This is a genomic window from Bradyrhizobium quebecense (assembly GCF_013373795.3).
Taxonomy (GTDB): domain Bacteria; phylum Pseudomonadota; class Alphaproteobacteria; order Rhizobiales; family Xanthobacteraceae; genus Bradyrhizobium; species Bradyrhizobium quebecense.
Genome location: NZ_CP088022.1, coordinates 7,335,001 through 7,358,705, shown reverse-complemented (window position 1 = coordinate 7,358,705; position 23,705 = coordinate 7,335,001). Strand labels below are relative to the sequence as shown.

The window sequence follows — 23,705 nt, the reverse complement described above, 5'->3', positions numbered from 1 at the left end:
GCCTCGTACATGTTCAAACTCCATGTCATTCAAGCGCAATTCGGTGATAGCCTCCTTCTTGAGTTTGGCAGCGCCGGCAAACCTCGCTATATCCTGATCGACGGAGGACCGCCGGGCAATTACGAAGCCGACTTGCGCGCCGCGCTCGAGCACATTGTTGGCATCGGCGGCAAGCTCGATCTGCTTGTAATGAGCCATATCGACAATGATCACATTGTGGGCGTTCTGGATTTGCTGGCTGATCTCGAATACGATCAGGTTAGTGACCGTCAAGCGCGTCTTCGGATCGACCAACTTTGGCACAATTCGTTTGAAAAGACACTCGATCCAGACGGCGCGATCACGCAACAATTGCAGGCAATCATGAGCATGGCCAGCGCCGCGAACTTCGCGATGCCACTCGCCACAGACGCCTTTCTTGGAGTCCGCGAGGGCAACCGCCTGCGACTGGCCGCGCAAAAACTCAAGATCGAGCGGAACAGGGGCTTCAAGAACGACCTCATCATGGTCGACACCGCGTTGGAGCCCATCCTCTTCGGACCGCTAAGCTTGAGGATCGCGGGGCCCAGTCAAGCCAACCTTAGGGCACTTCGTAAGAAATGGTTGGAATGGCTTGCGGAGACCTCGCGGCGAGTAGCGACGCAGCCAAGCACCGCCGCCATGATGGACCGCAGTGTTCCAAATCTTAGCAGCGTCGTCCTCCTGGCGACGTGCAACAAAAAAACGGTTTTGCTTACTGGCGACGCGCGTGGTGATCATATTTTAGCGGGCCTAACTAAAGCCGGCCTCGCGCAGAAGGGCACAATTCACGTCAACGTACTGAAAGTCCAACATCATGGAAGCAGCCGCAACGTGGACGAGAAGTTTTTCCGCGCAATTACCGCGGATACCTATGTGATTTCGGCCAACGGAAAGTACGACAATCCGGACCTCGAAACGCTACAGTGGATCGTGTCGGCTGCAAGAGACCGCCAAGAGCCGATCACTCTGGTGGTCACCAACGAAACCAAGAGCACACGACTGCTTGTCGACAAGTTCGATCCCACAACATCCGGCTATACGCTCACAATCCTGAAGCCGGGAATGCATGAGCATGTCGTTACGCTGGCGGACTGACGTTTGCTGCGAGCCGCGTCGCTTTCTTCAGGCTACCTGGGAACGATGGGCCGAAAGCTTAAGTACACCCTCGACCTGCAGCCAATCCATGGGCTGCGCAATCAGAACGGGCGATGCCCAAATCGGATCCCCCTTGTCGTGCTCAACAAACAGCGACTTTCGCGCCTTGCTCGTGGCACGGCACACTCTGAGGTCATTCTCCAGCAATTCCCTGTAGAATTCCTTCGCAAATACGGGGGCCTTGCTGTCATCAAGGTCCCAATGAAATCCGATCGTCATCGGGATATCGTTGCGCGAGAATTCTAGAGCTGCAGCAGATGCGCTACTGCGGCAGCAGCTGAGATAGACAAGTTGGACATTCGCTTCCTTGAGCAACGGAGCGACGGCTGCGATCGGTACTGCTCGTGGGTTCGGGAAGCCTGAAAAGATTAGATAACCCCTTTCGTCTCCATCGATACCATCGGCAAACAGGGCGTGTCCGGCAAAATGGACCACATCATAGCGTCTACTTCCATTCGTCAGATGCTCCTTGAGTTCATCCACCAACGACCAGGCCTCGCCCGCCGCAGCGTCCTTTTTGGGGAGTACCGTAACATTGATCTTGATTGTCGCTCTGCTCTCGTTTTTCTGCTTCGACTTTTCAAGTTTCCGGATCTCGTCAACTTCCTGGTCCAGATGAGGAAGCGCGGGCAAGACCCCATTATAGCTCTTCCAATACTTTCTCCACAGCCCATCATTCGGTCCGTCCGGCACGGAACCCGCCGGCACGTGCGATCGCAGAACAAGTACGTTGAGATTGCCGTCGTCCGTCTCAATCTGTCCGTCGCGACTGCCAAAGGCGTCGATCTTATTTGGCAACAGATATCTACGTGCGACGGTATTATCGAGTATCAAGTGTCGGCCGTCCTGCTCGTCGGCGATCGCCTCCCAAAGACCGTCAAACCACGGCTGTTCCAGGTTGAAGCGCAATCTGACGTGCCCCTGCGGCGCAACATCCTTGTCGCGCGTCGCTTCCTGAGCAAAATCATAGTATCTGTTGAACGCCCTGCTACCCCAAAGCATCCGACTCACGCGCTCGCCGAGCTGACGATATTCGGCATGCCATTTTGTGTAGTGCCCCCTTCTGCTGGCATTCTGGTGCCATTTGGCCAAGTTCTTTTTGAGGTTCTTGCTATCCCTTATGAATTCGACGAGTTCATCTTCCTTCAGCACCAGAGGCTCAGGCTCTCGACGAAGTACGCCGGTCGGCTTGTGAATGTTGAGATGCACCCGGCTGTAAATGATGTCGCGTCGCAAATCGACTTCCAATATCGCAAAGCTAGGCTCCTTCCTTGGTCCCGAGGTCTCAGCGATCGCGCTGTGCGTTGTTCGAAATGCATCATCCTCGAAGCGCACTTCGCGGGACTCGTCCTGAATGACGTCGAGCCGTCGCGCGAGAATAACGCACTGCCGAACGTAATCTGTCGTACAGTCGACGACGAGAAGTTCGCATCGCTTGATCGGCTGAACCGACAGCAGAAGCTCGAGGCGGCCAACCAAGATACAGGCGGGCGACGACGGCTTTGACGCGAGTGACTTGATCAGGTCGAGCCCAGGATCCGTTTCGACAGTACCGGTCCAGGAAGATGCAATGACGAGCAACGCGGTCTCCCGATCGATCCTTTTTCGGGCATCCTGCATTGACGCCACGGACCGTATAGTTACCGGGACCCGCGGTCGCATCTGCTGACCGACCAGCGTCGCGCCGCTTTCCAGCAGTTCCAATTGACCGGCATCGCCGCTCGCGACAACGATATTCATGATCGTCTCCTCATCACAGCCGGCGCCTTGAGCCGCAAGGTTAGACGCTCGCGCCCCTTCTTCTCGCGCTGAAGCTTGAAATCACCACTCATCTCCCTGGCGATCCGGTCCAAGAGGTTCTCTCCGAGCGCAATCTCAGCTCGGGTTGCCTCGATCACCGCCGCCAGTTCGTGCGTCTCGATCGCTTTGGGTACCACGGCGGCCATCGAGATCGTGACTACACCACCTCGGGTTGCCGTCGATATTTCGATGGGCTCCGTGCCGGCTCGAGAGCGCAGCAGATAAGACAGCATAGAACTCAGCGCGAAAAACACGCGATAGGGGTCAGCGAAGACGGACAAGGAGGACGAGCCGTGCATCACACTGACCGCGTCATACTCTCGCTTCGGCAGTTCGTCGAGGATGAACCGCAATGCTTCCTTTATATCGACCGTTACAGCCCGCTTCGCGGGGAGAGCTTGCGTCTCATACGCCGCGAGCACGCGATCGTAGGTCAATTCGATGCGTCCGAGCTGGCGCGCCGCCTTCTTAGCCAAATCGCGCAATCGGTCATCACGCGCTTCCTGGTCGATCAGGTGAACGTAGCTTGAAACGAGCGATACTGGTACACGTACCTGTGCGGTCGTCTCGGCCAACGCGGCTCGCAACGTTTCGACCTTGGCTGTCCACTCCATGTCCGCGATATTCTGCAGCATGAAAACTGCGTGATCGTACTCTTCCTCCAACGTATGCTTCGAGGCGAAGACCTCAGTCTTCCTGCCCTGCTTGCCAAAGAGCTTCACCGCGACCGGCTCACCGGTGAGCGCCGCGGGCGACACATCGAGGAACTCCTGGAGATTATCATCAAGAGAGGGAGAAGCCTTCTGCATTAGGAGCTGCGCTAGCCGATTCGAACGAACAATACGAAACTTCTGATCGGTGACGATTATCGCCGCCGGGCATACGTCGAGGAGCTTGACGAGAATGAGGCCTTGGAAGACCCGCTCTAGGGTCGCTTGCATTTGCTGGATGAGGCTCTGAAGCTTACCGATCTCGACTGGCGAGAACGTGTCAGCTAGGCCATCTTCAAAATTCAAAATCCATAAGATACGACCGAATAACCTTATCGGGATGCACAATTCGGACCGCGTTTCCTTTGCTACTTGGAGAAAGGCCTGCGCTTCTTTGCTCCCGTCGTCTTTGTCCTTCAGGATCACGCAATTTCTACGACGAAGGCAAAGGCCGAGAACGCCCTCATCCACCGATTGCGAGTGCCCGCTCGGCATCGGCGTGCCACCGTGCTTTCCGACCGCTTGCGCCAATAGCTGGATTTGCCCGCGCAACGCGTTGATTTTGAAGATCGATACATTCTCATACTTGTAGAACTCTGCTAGGCCTCGCACCACGCGCTCAGCAACGAGTTGCATGTCTTCTAGACGGGCGATATCCTGGACTAGCTCGCTGACAAATTCACGTTCCAGACCTTCAACGATGCCGAACAAAGGCAGTAGCGCTTGTTCGAGATTGAGGTCCTCCAAAATACCCCGCGAAGCGGCGTTGTAGGTCTGCTTGCTCTTCGACGCCAAGCAGAAGCCCCCAATGATTCGCTTACCCGACCGAATAGGCAGGCAGACCAATGCCTTCATTCCTGCCCTGATGGCTGCTTGGGTATCAACGCGCTCAAGATACTCGGGCGCGGTCGTCGACATCTGCTCCTCCAAGTCGTCCATCCAGGTGACTGGCTGTTTGAGCCAGTCGACATAACCGTTCGGCGTTGTGAACCAACGCGAGACGAAATCGATCGGTTCGCCACGTGTCAGGATGATGCGCGAATAGTCGCGCTTCGGCGAATAAATGAACAGATTCGCCCAATCGAACTCGATAAAGTTTCTCAGGACCTTTAGGATCCCGTCGTAGATGTCATTGTGGTCCGAGACGGTCGCGATCAGCGTGCCAAGTTGCTTCCTAGCGAGATCGAACCCGATCGGCTGGACTTGCAAGATTGATCCAGAAAATGCACCACTCTGATCAAAGCTGGGTGTGCTCGTTACGCGAAGCTCAATTACCTGATCAGTTCGCGTTCTGATATTGATGTTGAAATCGCCGCCAACACCACGTTGACGCTGGACACTCTGCCGTCGGACTGTTTCTCGGCTTTTCTTGTCGGCAAGGAATTCGCGAGCGCTTCGGCCAATCAGTTCCTCGCGCGTCAACCCAAGAAGGTTCACCGCCTTTTGCGTGGCGAAGAGAATGCGCAAATGTGCGTCGAGCTTAAGCATTCCAAAGGGAGCGGCCTCAAGAGCTTTGTGCTCCGCATCCACGATATTGGACATGTCTACCAAAAGAGCATAGCCGCTGCCCTTGGCACCGCTCTCGACTTCGCCAAATTCGGCCAGGACCGGCACTGCTCCACTCGACACTTCGAGGTCAAGATCGTAAAGCTGACGCGGTCGTTCAGCAATGGCCCGCCGCACTTCAGCTGTAAGCGCGAATTTCTCCGCACCTTTTGCTTTTGAGAGTCCTGATGCATGAGGTGTCCACCAAAATAGGTGGACACCTTGTGATGAGCGACGATGATCAGAAACTGCGGGTCAGGCTTGTCGGCCGGAACGGTCGCCGGCGCTACGAGGCGGCATCGAAAGAGCGTCTTGTCGCGGCCTGCCTTGAGCCTGGGGTTTCGGTATCGAGGCTTGCACTCGAACATGGGGTCAACGCGAACCTCCTTCGGAAGTGGATCAAGAAGCACAGCGCGACCAGGTCGCTGCCGCCGTCCTCACGCCCGGCGTTCATCCCGGTTCAGCTTGAGGGGAAGTCCGAGCGGGACCTGTCGCGAAAAGACAGCGTGGCGACGGTTGATTTGCCGGCTTACGATGAAGTGCGTGGTTCGGAACCCAAAGGGACTCCAGCTTTTTGTTCTCCGGCCAAAGTGTCAATCGGCGTTCGACTGGGACCCCCTATCGGCATCCAAAAGGGACCCCTTTGATCGGCGTGCTCTGCTGGTAGCGCTCGGGTCGTCGGAGCTGGTCGGGGTTGCGGAGACGGCGCGAGCGCGGGTTGTTTGAACATCGTCGCGGCTTTTGAATCGCCAGCTGTCGTTGCCGGTCTCGACGATGTCGCAGTGATGGGTCAATCGGTCGAGTAGCGCGGTGGTCATTTTGGCATCACCGAACACACTGGGCCATTCGCCGAACGCAAGATTGGTGGTGACAATGATGGAGGTGCGCTCGTAGAGCCGGCTGATGAGATGGAACAGGAGCTGACCGCCGGATTGCGCGAACGGCAGATAGCCCAGCTCGTCGAGAACGATGAAGTCCATGCGGGTCAGATGCTCGGCGAGCCGTCCCTGCCGACCGTTGCGGGTCTCGGTCTCGAGCCGGTTGACGAGGTCGACTACGTTGTAGAAGCGTCCTCTGGCGCCATCGCGGATGCAACTTCTGGCGATGGCAATGGCCAGGTGGGTTTTGCCTGTACCGGTGCCGCCAACCAGCACGACGTTGCGTTGTTGGGCGATGAAGCCGCCGCCAGCGAGATCATTGACGAGAGTCTGATTGATCGGCGTGCCGTCGAACTGGAAGTCGGCGATGTCCTTGGCGAGCGGCAGCTTGGCAATGGTGAGCTGGTATTTGATCGACCTGGCTTGCTTCTCGTTGATCTCGGCGTTGAGCAGGTCGCCGACAATGCGTTGAGGCTCGTGCTGGCGCTTGACGGCAGTTGCCATGATCTCGTCGAAGGCAGCCTTCATGCCGTAGAGCTTAAGTTCGCCCATGAGGTCGAAGATTTGGGTTCGTTCCATCAGATGGTCCTCCGGAGGTTGTCGTAGCGGGCACAATCGGCGATCGGTGCATGACGGAGCGTCAGTGCGGCCGGCGTCATGATGTTGGCCGGTGGGGCGGGTTCACGTTGACGGGCCAGGATATTGAGAACGACATCGGCGGAATGGACGCTGTGACTGAGCGCTTCGGCACAAGCCGCTTCCACCGCGGACAGACCGTCAGTCAGCACCGCGGTGAGGATGTCGACCATCTGCCGATTGCCATCGTCGGTGCTGGCCAGCTTGCGCCGGATCCGCTCGATCGCGGCCGGCAGCACCCAGTCTTTGAAGGGAGCACCGTTGCGCAAGGCGCCGGGTTTGCGGGCGAGCACCGGCACATAATGCCAGGGGTCGTAGACGGTATCGCCGCGGCCAAAGGATCGCGGGTGCTCGGCAACGATACGTCCATCCTGACGGATCACGATGCGATCGGCATAGGCTTGAACCTCGACCGGTCGTCCGACTGCACTGGCTGCGACCGAGTACTTGTTGTTGTCGAAGCGCACCAGGCAGGTCTTCGAGACCGATGCTGTCACCGCATGGAAGCCGTCGAAGCGGCCGGCATAGGGAACGAGTTTGGGGCGTTCGGCTTCGAACACGTCCCAGATCGTCTGATCGACCAGCTCCGGATGGCGATGAGCCTTGGCGTAGGCGATGCACTTGTCGAGCAGCCAGGCGTTTAACTCGTCGAGGTTTTTGAACCGCAGCCGCGGCGTGAAGAAGCGCTCCCGGACCAGCCCGACCTGGTTCTCGACCTGCCCCTTCTCCCAGCCCGACGCTGGCGTACAGGCGACCGGATCGACCAGATAGTGGCTGCACATCTGCAGGAAGCGGCGATTGTAGAGACGGCCTTTACCGACAAAGATCGTCTCCACCGCGGTCTTCATGTTGTCGTAGATGCCGCGGGTGCAGGTGCCTTTGAACAGGGCGAATGCCCGGTCGTGGGCGTCGAACACCATCTCCTGCGTCTCCCGCGGATAGGCCCGCACGAACAGCATGCGACTGTGACAGAGCCGAACATGAGCAGCCTTCACCATCACCGTGGTGCCGCTCAGCAGGACCACCTCGTGGCTCCAGTCGAACTGGTAGGCTTCGCCTGGTGCAAAGCTCAGCGGCACATAAGCCGACGCTGTCGAGGTGCCGCGTTCCTTGGTCCACCGTCGGGCGTATCGACGAACCGCATCATAGCCGCCGGCATAACCCAGGCCGCGGAGTTCCTCGAATAGCCGGATCAGCGTCAGCCGTTCCCGCGCCGCCTTGCTCTCATTCCCTGCCAGCAACCGATCAAGCTCGGCACTCCAGGCACCCATCTTCGGGAGCGGCTGCGTCTCGCGCTCGTACCGGAACTCCGTCGCTTGAGAACGAATGACCTTGCGAACCACCTTCCGCGATACGCCAAGTTCTCGGCAGATCGCCTTGATCGGACGACCATCAACAAAGTAGGCGCGACGGATCTTACCAATCGTCTCCACCACCAGCATCCCAACCTCGGCTTCCATGACTCGATGGAAGCCACTGTGGACCCTTATCCCGGGGTCCCGATTGGATGCCGATCACCCCGAAACGGGGGTCCTTATTCCATGCCGAAACACACGCAATCGCCGAAGAAGCGCGTCTTCAAGCCGAGAATACGCTGTTCCTTGACTATCTCGGCGTTCATCTCGAGCAGCGCACACCGCATCTGTTGTTTGAGGCTAAAGCTTGGGAAAAGCCGCCCCCGCGCGCCAAGAATGCCCGCGACGGCGGGGTGCCGGCCGAACAACTCATCGCAAAATCCCTTGGCTGCATAAAAGCCAAACGCCCGGAGAACGCGCCGATCCTGGCCGAGTGGACCGAATGGCTGCAGAAGCTCGTCGACTACGTCCAGACCTTAAAGAAACAAAGTGGCGCGCTCGTCGGCAAGGTCGCCATATCGTCAGGCCAGTGGCTCGTTATCTTCACCGACCCGGCCGACGCCTTCATCACCGCCGCCGACGTTAATTCCCGCAATATTCTCGTCTTCGAAATCGACAACTACGTCGCGCAGTCGGATCAGATCTACGGCCAGCTCTCTCATTCTCAGCTTTCGGACCACATACCTTTTCCGCTGCGACCGTCTCAGATCACGACCTATGCTCCGGCCAAGACAATCCGGCACATGTTTCACGCCCTCTTGGTTCGTTGGGAGTCGTCGGGTTCTCCAACGTTGTTGGATACGTTCCCCCGCATCCTGCTCTATCCCGCCTTCGTAATCGAACGGTCCGATGCGAAGCTCTTGGTGTTCGCTGAAGGGAGCCTCGGTCATAGCGTTGTACCAACCAAAGTGGGGGAGTTGCCCGAGCATCGCGACGAAGTGCAATCGTGCAGCGAACGGCTGCGCGACGACATCCTGTCGTGCCTGGGACAGCAGCGAAGCGTTTCGCCGCTGTCGGCATTTCGAGGCTTCCCTCCGATCGTCATTCGTGGATCGCTTAGCTCACTTGCGCCAAAAGACGCACCGGACAGACCCTCATATGTAAAGACGGTTGACGAGCGCCCAGGCGAATTCGTGATCGTCACCGGCGAGCATACGCACTTTATTTTGGCCGACTCTGAGTTTCCACACTGCCCCGGACATGATTGGATGACATGCCATGCCACGGGTAAGCAAGTCCTCGCGCCGGCGGTCTTGAATTCCAGTGTCGACCCTAAGTCCTATTTTGTATCGGGATCAACTCACCACTGCGCCCATATCGACATACACGATTTACGCGCAGAAAAATGCCTTATTGAAGCGTTTGAAACCTATCTGTGCTGCAAGGCCTGCGTTTTTCAGCCGGTCTGCTGGCCTGCATCAGGAGCACCCCCATTGCCGTGCGCGCCCCGGTGGCGCAGAAACTTCGGTCCACAGCCTCGTCTCCTAAGGCTCGCTGACGGCATGTCTACGGCGGGCAGCAGACCACTCCGTCCAAGGGTCGCTAAGCGGGCGTCGCTAGTTCTTTGCTCGTTTTGACGATCTCATCGTACCATTCAAGATGCATTCCGACACGTCGCTGCGAAATGGGGCTCAGCTCCTGCAAGCGCTTAGTCAAGGCGGCATGCACCGCAACGATCCACGGCTTTTCCTCTTTCAACTGCTGATCCAGCCGACCGTACTCGTAACGACCTTTGAGCGCCATCATGACGACGCGCTGTTCGCTGGGGTGAAGAGCAAGATAAGCATTTACGAAATCATCAACCGGCATTTTGGCAAGGACGGGAGAACGAACGTATTTACTCGCGTCCGCATGGCTCAGCGAGACCTGCCGATAGAAGGCATCTACCTCGGATATCATGAGTGATAGAAGCTGTTTTGCCCGATCAGGGTAACTGTCCACGACCGACTGCTGTATCGTTGAAATCAGATGCTTGAAGATCGCTTTGTATTCCGCCGTGTCACTCTCACAAATACCAAGACCGCCCCATCCCTGAAATCTTATCTCGCGGGGATCGTCGGCGGCGCCCGTCTCCAATTTCTTCGCTGCATAAAGATCATCAACGTATTGCTTGCATTCCGCAACGACGTCCGCTTTCGATAGTTTCAATATTCCCTTGTCGGCAAGGAAAAGCCGAAGGCCACAAACGTGGAGTATCTCGCCGTCGATCGTGAAGGCACGCTGCTTGAATTGCGTCTCCATCTTAGCGAGAGCGGCGTCAAATTCTGCATCCGAACGCTCATACCAGTGCCACACGGTGCGCCAGGCCGGTTCATTGGCAACGCTTACGAAAAACCGGCTCGCGTTCAGCTCCTCGCGAATGGCGTCTGCGTCAACGACGCCTCGGACAAGGTAATCTACGAGAAGCTCATTGGAGAGCACGTTGTCGTCGATATCAACCATCGGATACCGCTCACCCGCAACGGCAAGCGGCCTCCGTGGCGCTTCCTTATCAAACTGGTCCATGATCGCCGCCGTCATGCCGCGGCCCGTGAGGATGTCCTCTTCGGAGGCGCGCGCCCCCTTGAATTCAAAGGACAACACAAAAAGGAGCCGCAAAAGCGTCGTCACGGCCTCCTTGTTAGCCGTGTGCTCCGGCAAAAGCGCCGCGAAGAAGCGCTCAAAATCCCACATCGTCTGCTGCAAGATACGCAAGTTATCAAGATCGGCCTGGCCATAGATGGTCGCGATGTCACTGGCCGCCACTTCGATGAATCCGCGCGCTCCCGCATGGTCAATGTTCGAGACGAAATGCTTAAACGCTTCGTCGAAGACCGACCTGACTTGTAGGGTCTTTCCAATGAGCTTTTCCCGGCGCCGGGCATAATCCTCGTCGGCGCCGATTTCTTGCTCGTTCGCAAGAATGATGACTTTCGCGCCGCCGTGTTCGACAAATTGGTTGATGTATCCGAGCACCTTGTTGATCGGCGCCTCACACCGCTCAAGGTCATCGAAGACATAAACCTTCGCCCTGAACTTGTTCAGGAATTCCTTGATGTTCCAGTCACCCGGCTCGACCTTGAGAAACTTCAGACCCGCTTTGGCAATCCGGCCAGCAACCTTTGCGGCCGTTCCGGTCATCACGGGAAATGCGGCCTGAAACAGCGCGTCATCGATCTCCTCGATGCTCGAAAGCCCATAGAGGCTCACATAGACATAGTTGGCGGCATCTTCATCGAACGTCACCTTCAGAAAGTCTTTCAGAAGATACGTTTTTCCGACGCCCCATCGCCCCGAAACCAACACCGCAAATCCTGGAGCATGGGCGAGGTCGATGTAGTAGGTTAGGTAGTCCCATACCTGCTTGTTGCTCTCGGTTGGCACGGTTTGTCCGCTCTTGGAGTGGTGCGAATAACGTAATCGATGCGGCGACAAGTGAACGCAGCCCATCACCCTCCAACGCGCTGAAGGTGTATCGCCTGGAGCGATGCTGTCTATAACGAAAAACCTACGGCCCGCCCAGCCTTCGGAAATGTAGGCGGCGGAGATTGACCAAACCGAAGGTCTTGTCCTTGATTCTGCGCGTGATTGTACGTCATTTGCCAGTAACGCCACATGCCTTGCCTAGGGGAAGTGCGTGTGCGCCTTTGGACTGATCAGCTTCGCTTGAACCAGCGCAAGCGCACCGCGGTGCTACACGCAGGGGCCGATCGAACCCGCAATTCAGAGCCCGTCGTTCGAATAGGAAGAACTCGTTGCCATCGGTTGAGCGAGAGAGATTCAAAACCGGCCGCCATGAGGACCTTGTTTTTCGCCGAAATGCCGTACTGTACCGATTCCCGACGTTCTAGGATTCGGAGAAAAACGCGTTCTCCAGCCCCATTCGGCGATCGTTTGTAGTACGGCCGGCATTCTCCAGGGCAGAAAATTTCACGAAAACGGCCGAGTTTTCGAGCCTGTCTCCGTTAGAAGTACGAAATTTCGGGGCAAAGTGGCGGAGAGAGTGGGATTCGAACCCACGGTACGGTTTCCCGCACACACGCTTTCCAAGCGTGCGCCTTAAGCCACTCGGCCATCTCTCCGGGAGGCCTCTCTTGAAGGGCTGAGGCGGATTTTGCAAGGGAGCGCGGGGCCGGACCGCGAAATTTCCCCAATGGATTGAAAATATTGGATAAATTGGCGGCGTCCGCAGCCCCGTCCAGCGGCCTTGCTTGCAACGGCGCGCGATTTTGGCCGGAGGCTGGTCCGGGACCGGTGCAAATCACCGGACGCACTGATCGGGCCGCCCTCCGGTTATGCCGCGGCACGCGAAACATCAGGCGCGGAATGCACCTCACCACGGTGTTGCGGCCTGATGGATTCGGGCTCGCGCCAGGAGATGCGCCGGGGAATGACGGCGAGCGAGGCGCGACAAAACAACCCGACGGGCAACTCAGTAAAACCTGTCAATCCTCATATTTCGCTTTATCCGAAATGCAACTCGGTGTATGGTTTGCCCGTCTCACCCGGTCGAGGGGCGCTTCGCGGTCGTCAAAACCGCCATCAGGGCGCTACCTTTCATTCGCCGAACGAGAGGAGATCGCGATCTTGCGTGCACAGGGCCAGGGGGGTACGAGCCATCGCTCGTCAGCTCGGTCGCCCTCCCTGCACGATCTCTCGTGAACTTCAGCGCAACGTGGCGCGCCGCCACGGCGCTCCAGAATACCGAGCTACGGCGGCACAATGGCACGCTGATCAATCCGCCCGGCGGCCAAGGCCGGCGAAGTTGGCGCAGAATCCTACTCTGCGAGATTATGTGCAGGCCAGGCTTGCCGGTATGATCGCTACCGTGGACGGGGCGTCCCTCGCCGGCCCGAAGGTCGTGTGGAAGGGGCGCCGGGGCCGTGCATCGACAGAATCGGCGCTGGGCGACGGCGTGGAACCCGGAACAGATTTCTCGCCGTCTTCGGCTCGACTTTCCCGGGGATGAGACGATGCGCATTAGTCACGAGGCCATCTATCAGGCACTTTATGTGCAAGGTCGTGGAGCTTTGCGCCGCGAACTGACGGCTTGCCTGCGCACTGGGCGGGCGCTGCGGATGCCGAGAGCGCGCATACTTAAAGGCAGGAGCTTCATTCCTTCCGAGATCATGATCAGCCAACGCCCGGCGGAGGTAGCCGATCGAGCCGTGCCGGGCCACTGGGAAGGCGATCTCATTCTGGGCCTTGGCAGTTCGGCGATCGGCACCTTGGTGGAACGCACGACACGCTTCACCATTCTGCTGCATCTGCCGCGCCTGGCGGAAGGAGTTCATGTGAAGAAAGGATCTGCGCTCGCCGGTCATGGTGCTGAGGCCGTGCGCGACGCGATTACCCGCGCGATCTTCACCTTGCCTGAACAATTGCGGCGGTCGCTGACATGGGATCAAGGGGCTGAACTGGCTCAGCACGCACGATTGAAGATCGATGCGGGCGTGCAGGTCTACTTTTGCGATCCTCACAGCCCATGGCAACACGGCACCAACGAGAACACCAATGGATTGCTGCGCCGGTACTTCCCAAAAGGCACCGATCTCGGCATACATAATGCCGACGACCTTGAGGCCGTGGCTCTCGCACTCAACGCCAGGCCTCGAAAAACCCTCGGCTGGAAAACGCCGGCCGAAACTCTCAACGAACTGCTCAGTGCGAGCAAAAGTGTTGCGACGACCGGTTGAAACCGCCCAGTACGCCGCGGCCTATCAGATTGGACTCGGCGTCTCTGGAATACTGGATCACTCGCATGCGCGGGTGATGACCCCGAGGGGCTGTTTTGACAGGTGAATCGGAAGACAACGATGCACGAGGACGGGCAAAGCAGGCGTGCCCATCCTGCTATGCGATGCGACTAGTGATATCGCGCGGCAAGATCCGCCGTGCGGCGCGGCCACAGGCTTGGTGGCTCCGGCAGCGCCGCGTTTCCCGCACTGTGCGTATCCTGCAGCGCCTCGATGAAATCGGCGAACCATTGCTGGATGGTGCCGCTGTTGAGCTTCTCCATCATGGCTTCCCAGCGCATCCGCCGCTCGGTCAGCGGCATCGCGAGCGCCGTCGCCAAGGTGCGCGCCATGCCGTCGATGTCGTGCGGATTGACCAGCAACGCGGCGTCGAGCTCGTTCGCCGCACCGGCGAATTTCGACAGCACCAGCACGCCGGGGTCGGCCGGGTTCTGGGCCGCGACGTATTCCTTGGCGACAAGATTCATGCCGTCCTGCAGCGGCGTCACCACGCCGACCTGCGCGGTGCGGTAGAGCCCTGCGAGCACGCCCTGGCCGAAGCCCTTGTTGAGGTAGCGGATCGGCGTCCAGTCGACCTCGCCATGCACGCCGTTCACGTCGGTGACGAGCTTCGCCACCTCGCTTGCGAGATTGCCGTAGGCCTCGATCGCGCCGCGCGACGGCGTTGCGATCTGCAGCAGCGATACTGAACGCTTCAGGTTCGGATGCAGCGTCCACATCTTGTCGAACGCCTTGATGCGGTTGACGAGACCCTTGGAATAATCGAGCCGGTCGACGCCGATCGCGAGCTTCTCGCCGTTGAGGCTACGCCGCAGCCGCGTCACGTCGGGATGCATCATCGCCTTGGTCGCCTGCTGCGCGAACTTCCCGGGATCGATCCCGATCGGAAACACCGCAGCGCGGGTGCGGCCGAACGACGAATTGATCACGCCGTTGCGCACTGCAAAATCGAGATCATTCTGCACGTAGCTCAGGAAGTTCTCGCAGTCCTCATCGGTCTGGAAGCCGATCAGATCATAGGACAGCATCGCCTCGATCAGCTCGCGATGATTGGGCACACCCGCGATCACCGCGCGCGCCGGCCACGGCGTGTGCAGGAAGAAGCCGATCGGCTGCGTCACGCCGAGATCGCGCAGCTCGGCGCCGAGCGCGAGAAAATGATAGTCCTGGATCCAGAACACGGAATCAGGCTTGCGGAAGCGCAGCAGCGCGCGCGCCATGAACGCATTCACTTCGCGATAGCTCGCGTAGTCCTCGTGCGACGCACGAATCAGATCGGCGCGCGAATGCATCGCGGGCCACAGCGCCGAGTTGGCAAAGCCCTCGTAGTAGCCGCCATAGTGCGCGGCCGGCAGATCGAGCATCGCCAGCGCGCCCGCACCGAGAGCTTCGACCTCTGCAAAAGGTTCCTTCAAGTTCCCGTCGCGGACGCGTCCGCTGGAACCAACCCAGATTGCCCCTGTTTTTTCCACTACCGGCAACAATGCCGCAGCCAGCCCCCCCGTCATGGGTTCATTGGGTTTTCCGCGCGAGACGCGGTTCGATACGACGACGAGGTTCACCCGGTCCCCTCCTGTTGGTCAACTCGCGTATTAACAACCATTCATCAAGATGGTTCCGGATCAAAGAATCTCCCAATTGAAACCAAATTCTGGCGGAGCGCGAAGGAACTCGCGGGAACTCGCGAAAAGAAAAATTCATGCGAGATCGCTCACACGACGCAAAAGCACCGCATTCGAATCGGTCGCGATGAATCTGACTCGTTAGGACAGGCTGCCGTCCCTATCGTCGTCGAGCAGTTGCGCGAGAAACTCGCGCACATCGCTCGGCCCGTCGAAATGTCCGGCGACGCCGGTGGCGCGGCGGCCGACGGAGAACGCGAGACCGTTGAAACCCGGCATGATCGCGAACACGGTCTCGTCGGTGACGTCGTCGCCAATGAAGAACGGGCGGCGTCCCTTGAAGGGCTCATGCGTCATCAGCTCGCGCACGCCGGTTGCCTTGGTGAAGCCGGAATGCTTGATCTCGCAGACGCTCTTGCCCGGCAGCACCTCGATCGGCGCATTCGGCAGCTCGGCGCGGATCAGCGACACCGCCTCATAGATCGCCCTCTCCGCCTGCGGCGCCAGCCGATAGTGCAGCGCCAGGGAATAGCCCTTGTCCTCGAGCAGAATGCCGGGGCTGAGCTTGGCGATCGCGGCGAGGCGGCGCTTCAATTCCTTGTCCAGCGGCGGCGCGTGCGCCGCGACCGCCTCGCTGTCCGGCTGCAGCCGCATCTCGGCGCCATGGCCGCCGACCGCGGGAAACTGCTCCGGCGCGAAGATCAGGTCGATGTCGTTGAGCGAACGGCCGCTGACCAGCGCCAGCGCGCCGTTGGTGCGATCATGCAATTGCTTCAGCGTGGTCGCGAGTTCCGGCGGCACCCAGACCTCGCGCGGCGTCGGTGCGAAATCGAGCAACGTGCCGTCGATGTCGAGCAGCACCGCGGTGCGATCCAGCGGCGGAATCAGCGATGCCGGCGCCGGCATGCTGCCGGTCGTAGCATTGGGGGCGATGTCATCATCCAGGGGCATTTCGGCCAATTCATGCTTCGTCATAGTCTACTCCACAAATGCCAACGGTCGCGCGACAGATTCGAGCGATTTTCGCTCGGCCGCGATGGCATAGCGCCATGCAACGGCTGCGGCGATCATCATGAGTGCCGACCCCAGAAGGTAGCCGGCGAAAACGCTGTTGCGCGATCCGGTGTCGATCAGCACGCCGAACAACGCCGGTCCAATCACGCCGCCGATGCCGGTGCCGACAGCATAGAAGACCGCGATCGCAAGCGCGCGGACCTCCAACGGAAACGTCTCGCTGACGGTGAGGTAGGCGGCGCTCGCCGCCGGCGAGGCGAAGAAGAAGATCACCATCCAGGCGATGGTCTGGGTCTGCGCGCTGAGCGCGCCGATCGAGAACAGATAGCCGGACAGCGCCAGCAGCACGCCCGAGACGCCATAGGTCAACGCGATCATGGTGCGGCGGCCCAGCGTGTCGAACAGGCGGCCGAGCAGCAGCGGCCCGAGGAAGTTGCCGGCGGCGAACGGCAGGATGTACCAACCGACAATGCTGGCGGCGATGCCGAAGAAATCGGTCAGGATCAGCGCGAAGGTGAAGAAGATCGCGTTGTAGAAGAATGCCTGCGCGGCCATCAGCGCGAGCCCGACCAGCGAGCGCTGCCGGTAGGTGGAGAACAAGGTCACCGCGACCTCGCGCAGCGGCGTATGATGGCGCATTCGCAGTTTGATCTTCTCGAAGCTCTCGCTCGGCTGTTCGTGACCGAGCACGGAGGTCTCGATATCGGCAACGATCTTGTGGGCTTCTTCGGGGCGTCCATGGATCATCAGCCAGCGCGGGCTTTCCGGAATCCACATCCGCATCAACAGCACGACGAGGCCGAGCACCGCGCCGGTGAAATAGGCGATCCGCCAGCCGTGATCCGGCGCAAGCAACGCAGGATCGAGCAGGACGATCGCGCTCACCGCACCGATCGCGGCGCCGATCCAGAAGCTGCCGTTGATGACAAGATCGGTCCAGCCGCGATAGCGCGCCGGCACCAGCTCCTGGATGGTCGAATTGATCGCGGTGTATTCGCCGCCGATGCCGGCGCCGGTGAGGAAGCGAAACAGCGCGTAGCTCGCGACATTCCACGACAGCGCGGTCGCGGCCGTCGCCGAGAGATAGAGCGCGAGCGTGATGAAGAACAGCTTCTTGCGGCCGATCCGGTCGGTGAGCCAGCCGAAACCGAGCGCGCCAAGCACGGCGCCGGCGAGATAGGCGCTGCTGGCGAGCCCGACATCGGCGTTGGAAAAGCTCATCGTCGGGCTCTCCTTCAGCGCGCCCGACAGCGCACCGGCGAGCGTCACTTCGAGCCCGTCGAGAATCCAGGTGATGCCGAGCGCCAGCACGACGCGGGTGTGGAAGCCGCTCCAGCTGAGATTGTCGAGCCGAACCGGGATCGAGGTCTCGATGATGCGGTCGTCATTTGGCGCGACTGGAGCAGCCGCCTCGTGCGTGGTCGCAGAGCTCAACTGTGTCCGCTGCAGCGTCATCAGAATCGACCAACGAGAAAGACCCCGGAACGGTGTGTTCCAAGGCTCTCTTTCCCAGGATTGCGGCAAACGGAGTGCCCGCCACGCGATGTCAACGCCGCAGTCGGGCAAGGGTTCCCGCAATGCGGCATAGGAACCACGATTGCGGCGGACGGTTTTCGGCTCGACAGCCACGGAGGCATTGATGGCCGCACACAAGAAAACCACGCGCAAGACGGCAAGAAAATCAACGGGAAAACCAGCAAGGAGATCGGCCGCACGATCCGCCAGCATGGCACGCCGCAAGCGCGGAGCGAGCAAGACGACGACGAAGCGCTGGTCGCAGCGGGTCACGAGGGAGAGCGATGCGCTCGACCTCAAGCGCGGCGTGTTCAAACAGACGAGCGCGAAGAAGATTGCATCATCGCTGAAAACATCCGCCGAGCAAAGCACGCGCCGCAAGAGCGGCGCCTATCGTTCCGCGTTGTCGATGCTCACCTTCTATATCAACCGCGCCGGCAAGACGCTGCCCAAGACCGAGCGCTCACGGCTGGAGCGCGCCAAGGTCGAATTGAAGCACCAGTTCGGACGGGATTAGCCCCGCCGTCTCGTCGACTAACGGCGTCGTCCCGGCGCAGGCTGGGACTCATACGCCGCGGCCATCGGAAAGGGCAAGCGGCGAGTTATCCGCACGCCAACGAACGCTGGTGGTTATGGGCCCCGGCCGGCGCCGGGACGGCACTTGTGGGTCTACGCCGCGCGGATGTTCGCCATGAAGCGGTCAAGCTCCTCGCGCAGCCGCGAACTCTCGACCGACAGCGAGCGGGCCGAGTTCAGCACCTCTTCGGAAGCGACTCCGGTCTCGGTGGCGCCGCGGTTGACCTGGGTAACGCTGGAAGCGGCTTCCTGGGTGCCTTGCGCGACGTTCTGCACGCTGCGCGCGATCTCCTGCGTTGCCGCGCTCTGCTGCTCGACCGAGCTCGCGATGTTGGTCGCGATCCCGGAGATCTGCCCGATCGTGCCGCCGATCTCCTTGATCGCGGCAACCGATTCCTGCGTCGCTGCCTGCATGCCTGAGATGTGGGTCGAGATCTCGTCGGTGGCTCTCGCGGTCTGGCTCGCCAGCGACTTCACCTCGGCGGCGACCACCGCGAAGCCGCGGCCCGCATCGCCGGCGCGCGCAGCCTCGATGGTGGCGTTCAGCGCCAAGAGATTGGTCTGCTCGGCGATCGCCGTGATCAGCTTGACCACGTCGCCGATCTCCTGCGCGGCGCGCGAGAGCTTGCCGATCCGGGCGTCAGTCTGCTCGGCCTGACGCACGGCGGAATCGGCGATCTGGCTGGATTCCTTGGCGCGGCGGCCGATCTCGTCGACCGACGCCGACAGCTCCTCGGTCGCGGAAGCAACCGACTGCATGTTGCTGGAGGCTTCCTCGGAGGCGCCTGCGACCTGGCTCGACAGGTTCTGCGTGGTCTCGGCAGTGCGGGTCAGCGTGCCTGCCGCGGATTCGAGCTGCACGGCGGAAGCCGACACATTGGAGACGATCGAGCCGACGGCGGATTCGAATTCGTCGGCGAAGCGAATCAACTCGGTGCGCCGAGCGGCCGCGCTCGCCTTGTTCTGCGCTTCCTGGGTCGCGGCATCGCGCTCGGCCTTGGCGACCGCCTGGACCTTGAACTCCTCCACGGCGCCGGCCATCTCGCCGAGCTCGTCGCGCCGGCCGAGGCCCGGCAGCACCACGTCGAAATTGCCGGCTGCCAGCTCACGCATCGCCGCACACATCGCCGCGATCGGGCGCGAAATGCCCTTGCCGAGCAGGAATGCCCACACCAGCCCGAGCACGAAGCTGCCCGCGGCAAGCATCAGGATCAGCTGCTCGGTTTCGCCGATCATGGAATGCGATTCGTTCTCGAGCCGCTTCTGGTCGGCGAGCAGGTCGGACTTCATCGCCGCCGCACCCTGGCTGATGGCGGCCGCGGATTCCGTCATCTCGACGGTCAATTCGTCGATCGACTTCGCATTCGCGATCAGCTTGGCCAGCGCCTCGCGGTACTCTTCAAGCAGGGCGGTAATGTCCTTCACGCCCTGGGCGATCCGCTCGTTCTTCGAGGTGACCCCCTTCACGAGATTGTCGGCGAATTTCAGCCGGGCGAGCGCGCTGGAGGCGACCGTCTTGTCGCCGTTGACGACGAACGTGTTGACGGCGCCGGTGATCGACTGCAGCTGGTCGGCGACCTTCTTGGCGCCGAACTGGATCGATTGCAGCTCGGAATCGTCGGCATTGCTCGGCAGATCGTCGAGCTTGTAGCGCATCGAGGTCGCACTGCGGACCAGCCTGTTCTGCGCGGTCTGCGCGCTCTCGTCCTTGATGCGGACGATCTCGGCAAAAATCTTCGTGAAGGTGCGGAATTCGCGCTCCAGCTTGGTGACCTGCTCGAGGCGGGCCGGATTGCTGGTGCCCTTCATCGACGCAACGATGGCGTCCTTCAGGCTGGCCTCGGCGGCGAGCCCGGCCTTGGCGTCGTCCTCCTTGCCGGTGGCGACGTAGTAGCGCGCCAGCGAACGGTAGGAGATCAATTCGCGATCGATGTTGCGGGCGAGGTCGGCTTCCGCGACACTCTGGCGGTAGGAGCCGACACCGGCGGAGACCCGCTCGAAGCCCATATAGGCAAAGCCCATGGTGGCCGCCGACAGCGCCAGCGTGACGGCAAAGCCGAGCATGATCTTGGCTTGAAATCTGAGGGTTGGGAATCTGATCGACAGCGATCGCTTGAGTCCCGGCATTCCAACCCCCGTCTTCATTCTGAAAACCACGCGGGGTCCGGCAGCAACCCGCCCCAGCCCCCGGAGGGCAAAACTAAGGCAGAATCAATAAGGCCCGGTAAATGGGCAGCGCCGCGCCCGTATCGGCCCGGTACTACCTTGGTCTGCCCAGGGGGGTGGGCAAGGTGATTGACGCGCGGGTCCGGCCCGATAGTTTAGAACCGATCAAACCTGTCCCTGCCCGGGCCAGGAGAACACATCGGGAGGTGTCCCATGTCATCGCGTCGGTCGGCGCCGCTGGCGCTTGCGGCGAGCGTAGCTGCCGGCGAAGCCGCGCGGCCCATGACATCCCCCTCACGACCTAGAGTATAAAGACAGGGCGGACCGCGAACCATCGCGGCTTGGCCCGGATGCCCTTACGGCCCGCGCGGCTTCAACCGGCCGCGCCAAGAAAAGCAAAAAATTCTGGTCAGGGAGAACGCCTTTGGCGAAGCAGAACGGCAGCGCCACCGACAGTATTGTCGTGGTGCAGGCAAAGACCAACGGGCCGCAGGAAGCCGCCGACGAGATCGCGCGCCAGTTGGCGGCGGCTGATCTCGCCATGCTCGTGGTGTTCGTGTCGCCGTTCTATGACCCGAAGGAATTCATTGCCGAACTGTCGAGGCAGATGCCCGACGTTCCGATCTTCGGCTGCACCACGGCGGGCGAATTGTCGCCCGGCGGCTGGGATGAGGACAGCGTCGTCGCGATGGGCTTCAACGCCGCCGATTTCGTCATCGCGGCCCGGCCGCTGTTCGATCTCGCGACGTTCCGGGTCGATCACGGCCGCTCGATGTGCACCGAGTTGCAGAACGAATTCGCGCAACGCACCGAGCATTGCGATCACACCGACGATTCCTTCGGGCTGCTCTTCATCGACGGCATGTGCCAGCGCGAGGAAACCATCATGTCGGCGATCTACGCGTCGCTCGGCGACATTCCGGTGGTCGGCGGCTCCGCCGGCGACGGCCTGCGCTTCGAGAAGTCGTGGATCTTCTACGGCGGCGAAGCCTTTACCGACGCTGCCGTCCTGATCCTGATCCGGACGCGGCTGCCGTTCCGCACCTTCAAATGCGACCATTTCGAGCCGACCTCGACCAAGATGGTGGTGACCGAGGCCGACATCGAGCACCGTATCGTCAAGGAATTGAATGCGGAGCCCGCCGCGCTGGAATATTCCCGTGCCGTCGGCCTCAGCGACAGCAAGCTCGAACTGTTCTCGTTCGCCGCGCATCCGGTCCTGGTGCGCGTCGGCGGCGCCTATTACGCGCGGTCGATCCAGCGCACCAATCCGGACGGGTCGCTCCAATTCTTCTGCGCCATCGACGAGGGCATGGTGCTGACGGTGGCGCGCGAACGTGATCCGATCGACGTGACGAGCCGCCTGCTCCAGGAGCTGACCGAGGATCTCGGCGAGGTCTCGATGTTCATCGGCTTCGAATGCGTGCTGCGCCGGCTCGACGTCGAGCAACGCCAGCTGTCGCGGGAGATGTCGGAGCTCTATCGCCGCAACAAAGTGATTGGCTTTCAGACCTATGGCGAGCAGTATCGCTCCATGCATGTCAACCAGACGCTGACCGGCATCGCCATCGGCAAGCGGGCTGTCGCCCCGCAATGACCGACAGCACGACCACGCGCATTGCGGCCCTTGAACGCGAAGCCGAGAAGCTGCGCAAGATCAACGCGGCGCTGATGTCGCGCGTCGAACGTTCGACCGACCAGCAGCTCAATGCCTTCTCGCTGTTCGAGACGGCCATCGCGCTGGACCAGCAGGTGCGTGACCGCACCCAGCAGCTCAAGCAGGCGCTGCAATCGCTGGAAAAGACCAACGGACGCCTGCTGCAGGCCAAGCAGCAGGCCGAGGCGGCAAGCTCGCTGAAATCATCGGTGCTGGTTTCGGTGACGCACGACCTGTTGCAGCCGCTCAATGCAGCGCGGCTGACGCTGTCCGCACTGACCGAGATGGCCAGCGAGCCCAAGAGCGTCGCGCTGACCGACCAGATCGACCGTTCGCTGGCGACGCTCGAGGACATGCTGCGCACGCTGCTCGACATCTCGAAGCTCGACGCCGGCGTGCTCAGGCCCGAATTCGGTCCAGTCGCAATCGCCTCGCTGTTCGAGCCGCTGGAGCAGGAATTTGTGGCGACCGCCGCCAAGCGCAACCTCGGCTTCAAGATCATGCCGTCGTCCGCGGTGGTTCGCTCCGACCCGCTGATGCTGCGCCGGATCCTGCAAAACCTCGTGGCCAACGCGCTGCGCTACACCCAGCGCGGCACGGTGCTGATGGGATGCCGCCTCAAGGGCGACGACATCTGCATCGAGGTGCATGACACCGGGCCGGGCATCCCGGAAGCCCAGCGCGAAGCCATCTTCGTCGAGTTTCAGCGCGGGGACGCCGGCGCAAGCGACAAGGCCGGCATCGGGCTTGGCCTTTCGATCGTGCGCCGGTTTGCCGACCTGCTCGGTCATGACATCAGGCTGAGTTCACGCGCCGGCAAGGGCTCGCTGTTCTCGGTCACCGTGCCGCGCACCCTCGATCCGGTTGCGATCCCCGTGCGCGAGCAGGCCAGCGTCGACTATCGCTATGGCGGCATGGAGGGCGCGAAGATCCTGCTGATCGAGAACGACCTCTCGAGCGCCGAGGGCCTCGCCCATCTGCTGGAGAAATGGGGCTGCGACGTCGCCGTGACGATCTCCAAGACCGAGGCGCTCGAGCGCATCCACGCACTGGACGGCATCCCCGACGCCATCATCGCCGACCTGCACCTCGACAATGGCGAGACCGGCATCCAGGCCGTCGACGTGATCCGCGGCGAGATCAACGCCAAGGTTCCGGCGATCATCGTGACCGCCGACTACTCGGCCAAGGCCGCCTCCGACGTCTCGGCCTTCGGCCACGAATTGCTGAAGAAGCCGATCAAGCCCGCCGAGATGCGCTCGCTGCTGTCGTTCCTGCTGGCGGCGGAGCAGTCGAGCGCGCGGCTATGATCAGAGCGCT

Annotated in this window: 15 protein-coding genes, 1 tRNA gene and 1 pseudogene; 7 read left to right on the top strand and 10 right to left on the bottom strand. The window is 60.6% G+C overall.

Translation table 11 applies throughout. The annotated features are described in order from the left end of the window. Positions 1 to 9: 9 nt before the first annotated feature. Positions 10 to 1,116 carry a ComEC/Rec2 family competence protein gene (locus HU230_RS35285; RefSeq protein WP_176534237.1) on the top strand — a complete coding sequence of 369 codons (1,107 nt, stop codon included), beginning with the start codon at positions 10 to 12 and terminating at the stop codon, positions 1,114 to 1,116. A gap of 27 nt (positions 1,117 to 1,143) precedes the next feature. On the opposite strand, the gene HU230_RS35280 is transcribed toward HU230_RS35285, so the two are convergent. Further along, positions 1,144 to 2,916: a CHAT domain-containing protein gene (locus tag HU230_RS35280; protein WP_176534238.1), complete on the bottom strand. Its 1,773-nt coding sequence runs from the start codon at positions 2,914 to 2,916 to the stop codon at positions 1,144 to 1,146. Next, positions 2,913 to 5,300: a PAS domain-containing protein gene (locus HU230_RS35275; RefSeq protein ID WP_176534239.1), complete on the bottom strand. Its 2,388-nt coding sequence runs from the start codon at positions 5,298 to 5,300 to the stop codon at positions 2,913 to 2,915. Before HU230_RS35275 ends, HU230_RS35280 begins: the two co-directional genes overlap by 4 nt. A 119-nt stretch (positions 5,301 to 5,419) precedes the next feature. On the opposite strand from HU230_RS35275, the gene tnpA reads away from it, so the two are divergent. Then, a complete protein-coding gene (gene tnpA, locus HU230_RS35270; RefSeq protein WP_420840818.1) occupies positions 5,420 to 5,878 on the top strand; it encodes an IS66-like element accessory protein TnpA in 459 nt (152 codons plus the stop codon). Here tnpA and istB read toward each other — a convergent pair. Beyond that, positions 5,825 to 6,688, bottom strand: a complete 864-nt coding sequence (gene istB / locus HU230_RS35265) for an IS21-like element helper ATPase IstB (RefSeq protein WP_166107168.1) — start codon at positions 6,686 to 6,688, stop codon at positions 5,825 to 5,827. The two genes, tnpA and istB, sit on opposite strands and share 54 nt — an antisense overlap. Beyond that, a complete protein-coding gene (gene istA, locus HU230_RS35260; protein WP_166309211.1) occupies positions 6,688 to 8,187 on the bottom strand; it encodes an IS21 family transposase in 1,500 nt (499 codons plus the stop codon). Before istA ends, istB begins: the two co-directional genes overlap by 1 nt. A gap of 65 nt (positions 8,188 to 8,252) precedes the next feature. Here istA and HU230_RS35255 point away from each other — a divergent pair, with 65 nt between their 5' ends. Beyond that, a complete protein-coding gene (locus tag HU230_RS35255; RefSeq protein ID WP_176534240.1) occupies positions 8,253 to 9,677 on the top strand; it encodes a hypothetical protein in 1,425 nt (474 codons plus the stop codon). Here HU230_RS35255 and HU230_RS35250 read toward each other — a convergent pair. Both HU230_RS35250 and HU230_RS35245 read right to left on the bottom strand, forming a co-directional pair. Then, positions 9,643 to 11,463 (bottom strand): P-loop NTPase fold protein, encoded by a 1,821-nt coding sequence (locus HU230_RS35250; RefSeq protein ID WP_176534241.1) that lies wholly within the window; start codon positions 11,461 to 11,463, stop codon positions 9,643 to 9,645. The two genes, HU230_RS35255 and HU230_RS35250, sit on opposite strands and share 35 nt — an antisense overlap. 608 nt (positions 11,464 to 12,071) lie before the next feature. Next, positions 12,072 to 12,161 (bottom strand) — tRNA-Ser (locus HU230_RS35245). A gap of 457 nt (positions 12,162 to 12,618) precedes the next feature. Here HU230_RS35245 and HU230_RS35240 point away from each other — a divergent pair. Then, positions 12,619 to 13,775: pseudogene (locus HU230_RS35240) on the top strand (IS30 family transposase); the annotation flags it as partial. Positions 13,776 to 13,945: 170 nt separating this feature from the next. Here HU230_RS35240 and HU230_RS35235 read toward each other — a convergent pair. From HU230_RS35235 to HU230_RS35225, 3 genes are all read right to left on the bottom strand, one after another. Beyond that, positions 13,946 to 15,397 carry a trehalose-6-phosphate synthase gene (locus HU230_RS35235; protein ID WP_176534242.1) on the bottom strand — a complete coding sequence of 484 codons (1,452 nt, stop codon included), beginning with the start codon at positions 15,395 to 15,397 and terminating at the stop codon, positions 13,946 to 13,948. A gap of 201 nt (positions 15,398 to 15,598) precedes the next feature. After that, complete coding sequence (gene otsB, locus HU230_RS35230) at positions 15,599 to 16,432, bottom strand: trehalose-phosphatase (protein ID WP_176534243.1); 834 nt, start codon at positions 16,430 to 16,432, stop codon at positions 15,599 to 15,601. Positions 16,433 to 16,435: 3 nt separating this feature from the next. Beyond that, positions 16,436 to 17,926 (bottom strand): MFS transporter, encoded by a 1,491-nt coding sequence (locus HU230_RS35225; protein WP_420840817.1) that lies wholly within the window; start codon positions 17,924 to 17,926, stop codon positions 16,436 to 16,438. Between the two features lie 184 nt (positions 17,927 to 18,110). On the opposite strand from HU230_RS35225, the gene HU230_RS35220 reads away from it, so the two are divergent. Further along, complete coding sequence (locus HU230_RS35220; protein WP_176534244.1) at positions 18,111 to 18,503, top strand: DUF3175 domain-containing protein; 393 nt, start codon at positions 18,111 to 18,113, stop codon at positions 18,501 to 18,503. Positions 18,504 to 18,655: 152 nt separating this feature from the next. On the opposite strand, the gene HU230_RS35215 is transcribed toward HU230_RS35220, so the two are convergent. Next, a complete protein-coding gene (locus HU230_RS35215; RefSeq protein ID WP_176534245.1) occupies positions 18,656 to 20,689 on the bottom strand; it encodes a methyl-accepting chemotaxis protein in 2,034 nt (677 codons plus the stop codon). A gap of 463 nt (positions 20,690 to 21,152) precedes the next feature. Here HU230_RS35215 and HU230_RS35210 point away from each other — a divergent pair, with 463 nt between their 5' ends. Both HU230_RS35210 and HU230_RS35205 read left to right on the top strand, forming a co-directional pair. Then, complete coding sequence (locus HU230_RS35210) at positions 21,153 to 22,325, top strand: FIST N-terminal domain-containing protein (RefSeq protein WP_176534246.1); 1,173 nt, start codon at positions 21,153 to 21,155, stop codon at positions 22,323 to 22,325. Then, positions 22,322 to 23,695, top strand: a complete 1,374-nt coding sequence (locus HU230_RS35205) for an ATP-binding response regulator (RefSeq protein ID WP_176534247.1) — start codon at positions 22,322 to 22,324, stop codon at positions 23,693 to 23,695. The genes HU230_RS35210 and HU230_RS35205 overlap by 4 nt, the downstream gene beginning before the upstream one ends. Positions 23,696 to 23,705 lie beyond the last annotated feature (10 nt).

Excerpts from the sequence above, each read along its gene's own strand:
- HU230_RS35220 (WP_176534244.1), top strand. The coding sequence starts at position 18,111 with ATGGCCGCACACAAGAAAACCACGCGCAAGACGGCAAGAAAATCAACG.
- HU230_RS35215 (WP_176534245.1), bottom strand. The coding sequence starts at position 20,689 with ATGCCGGGACTCAAGCGATCGCTGTCGATCAGATTCCCAACCCTCAGA.
- HU230_RS35285 (WP_176534237.1), top strand. The coding sequence starts at position 10 with ATGTTCAAACTCCATGTCATTCAAGCGCAATTCGGTGATAGCCTCCTT.
- HU230_RS35205 (WP_176534247.1), top strand. The coding sequence starts at position 22,322 with ATGACCGACAGCACGACCACGCGCATTGCGGCCCTTGAACGCGAAGCC.
- HU230_RS35225 (WP_420840817.1), bottom strand. The coding sequence starts at position 17,926 with ATGACGCTGCAGCGGACACAGTTGAGCTCTGCGACCACGCACGAGGCG.
- istA (WP_166309211.1), bottom strand. The coding sequence starts at position 8,187 with ATGCTGGTGGTGGAGACGATTGGTAAGATCCGTCGCGCCTACTTTGTT.
- otsB (WP_176534243.1), bottom strand. The coding sequence starts at position 16,432 with ATGACGAAGCATGAATTGGCCGAAATGCCCCTGGATGATGACATCGCC.
- HU230_RS35255 (WP_176534240.1), top strand. The coding sequence starts at position 8,253 with ATGCCGATCACCCCGAAACGGGGGTCCTTATTCCATGCCGAAACACAC.
- tnpA (WP_420840818.1), top strand. The coding sequence starts at position 5,420 with ATGCATGAGGTGTCCACCAAAATAGGTGGACACCTTGTGATGAGCGAC.
- istB (WP_166107168.1), bottom strand. The coding sequence starts at position 6,688 with ATGGAACGAACCCAAATCTTCGACCTCATGGGCGAACTTAAGCTCTAC.
- HU230_RS35280 (WP_176534238.1), bottom strand. The coding sequence starts at position 2,916 with ATGAATATCGTTGTCGCGAGCGGCGATGCCGGTCAATTGGAACTGCTG.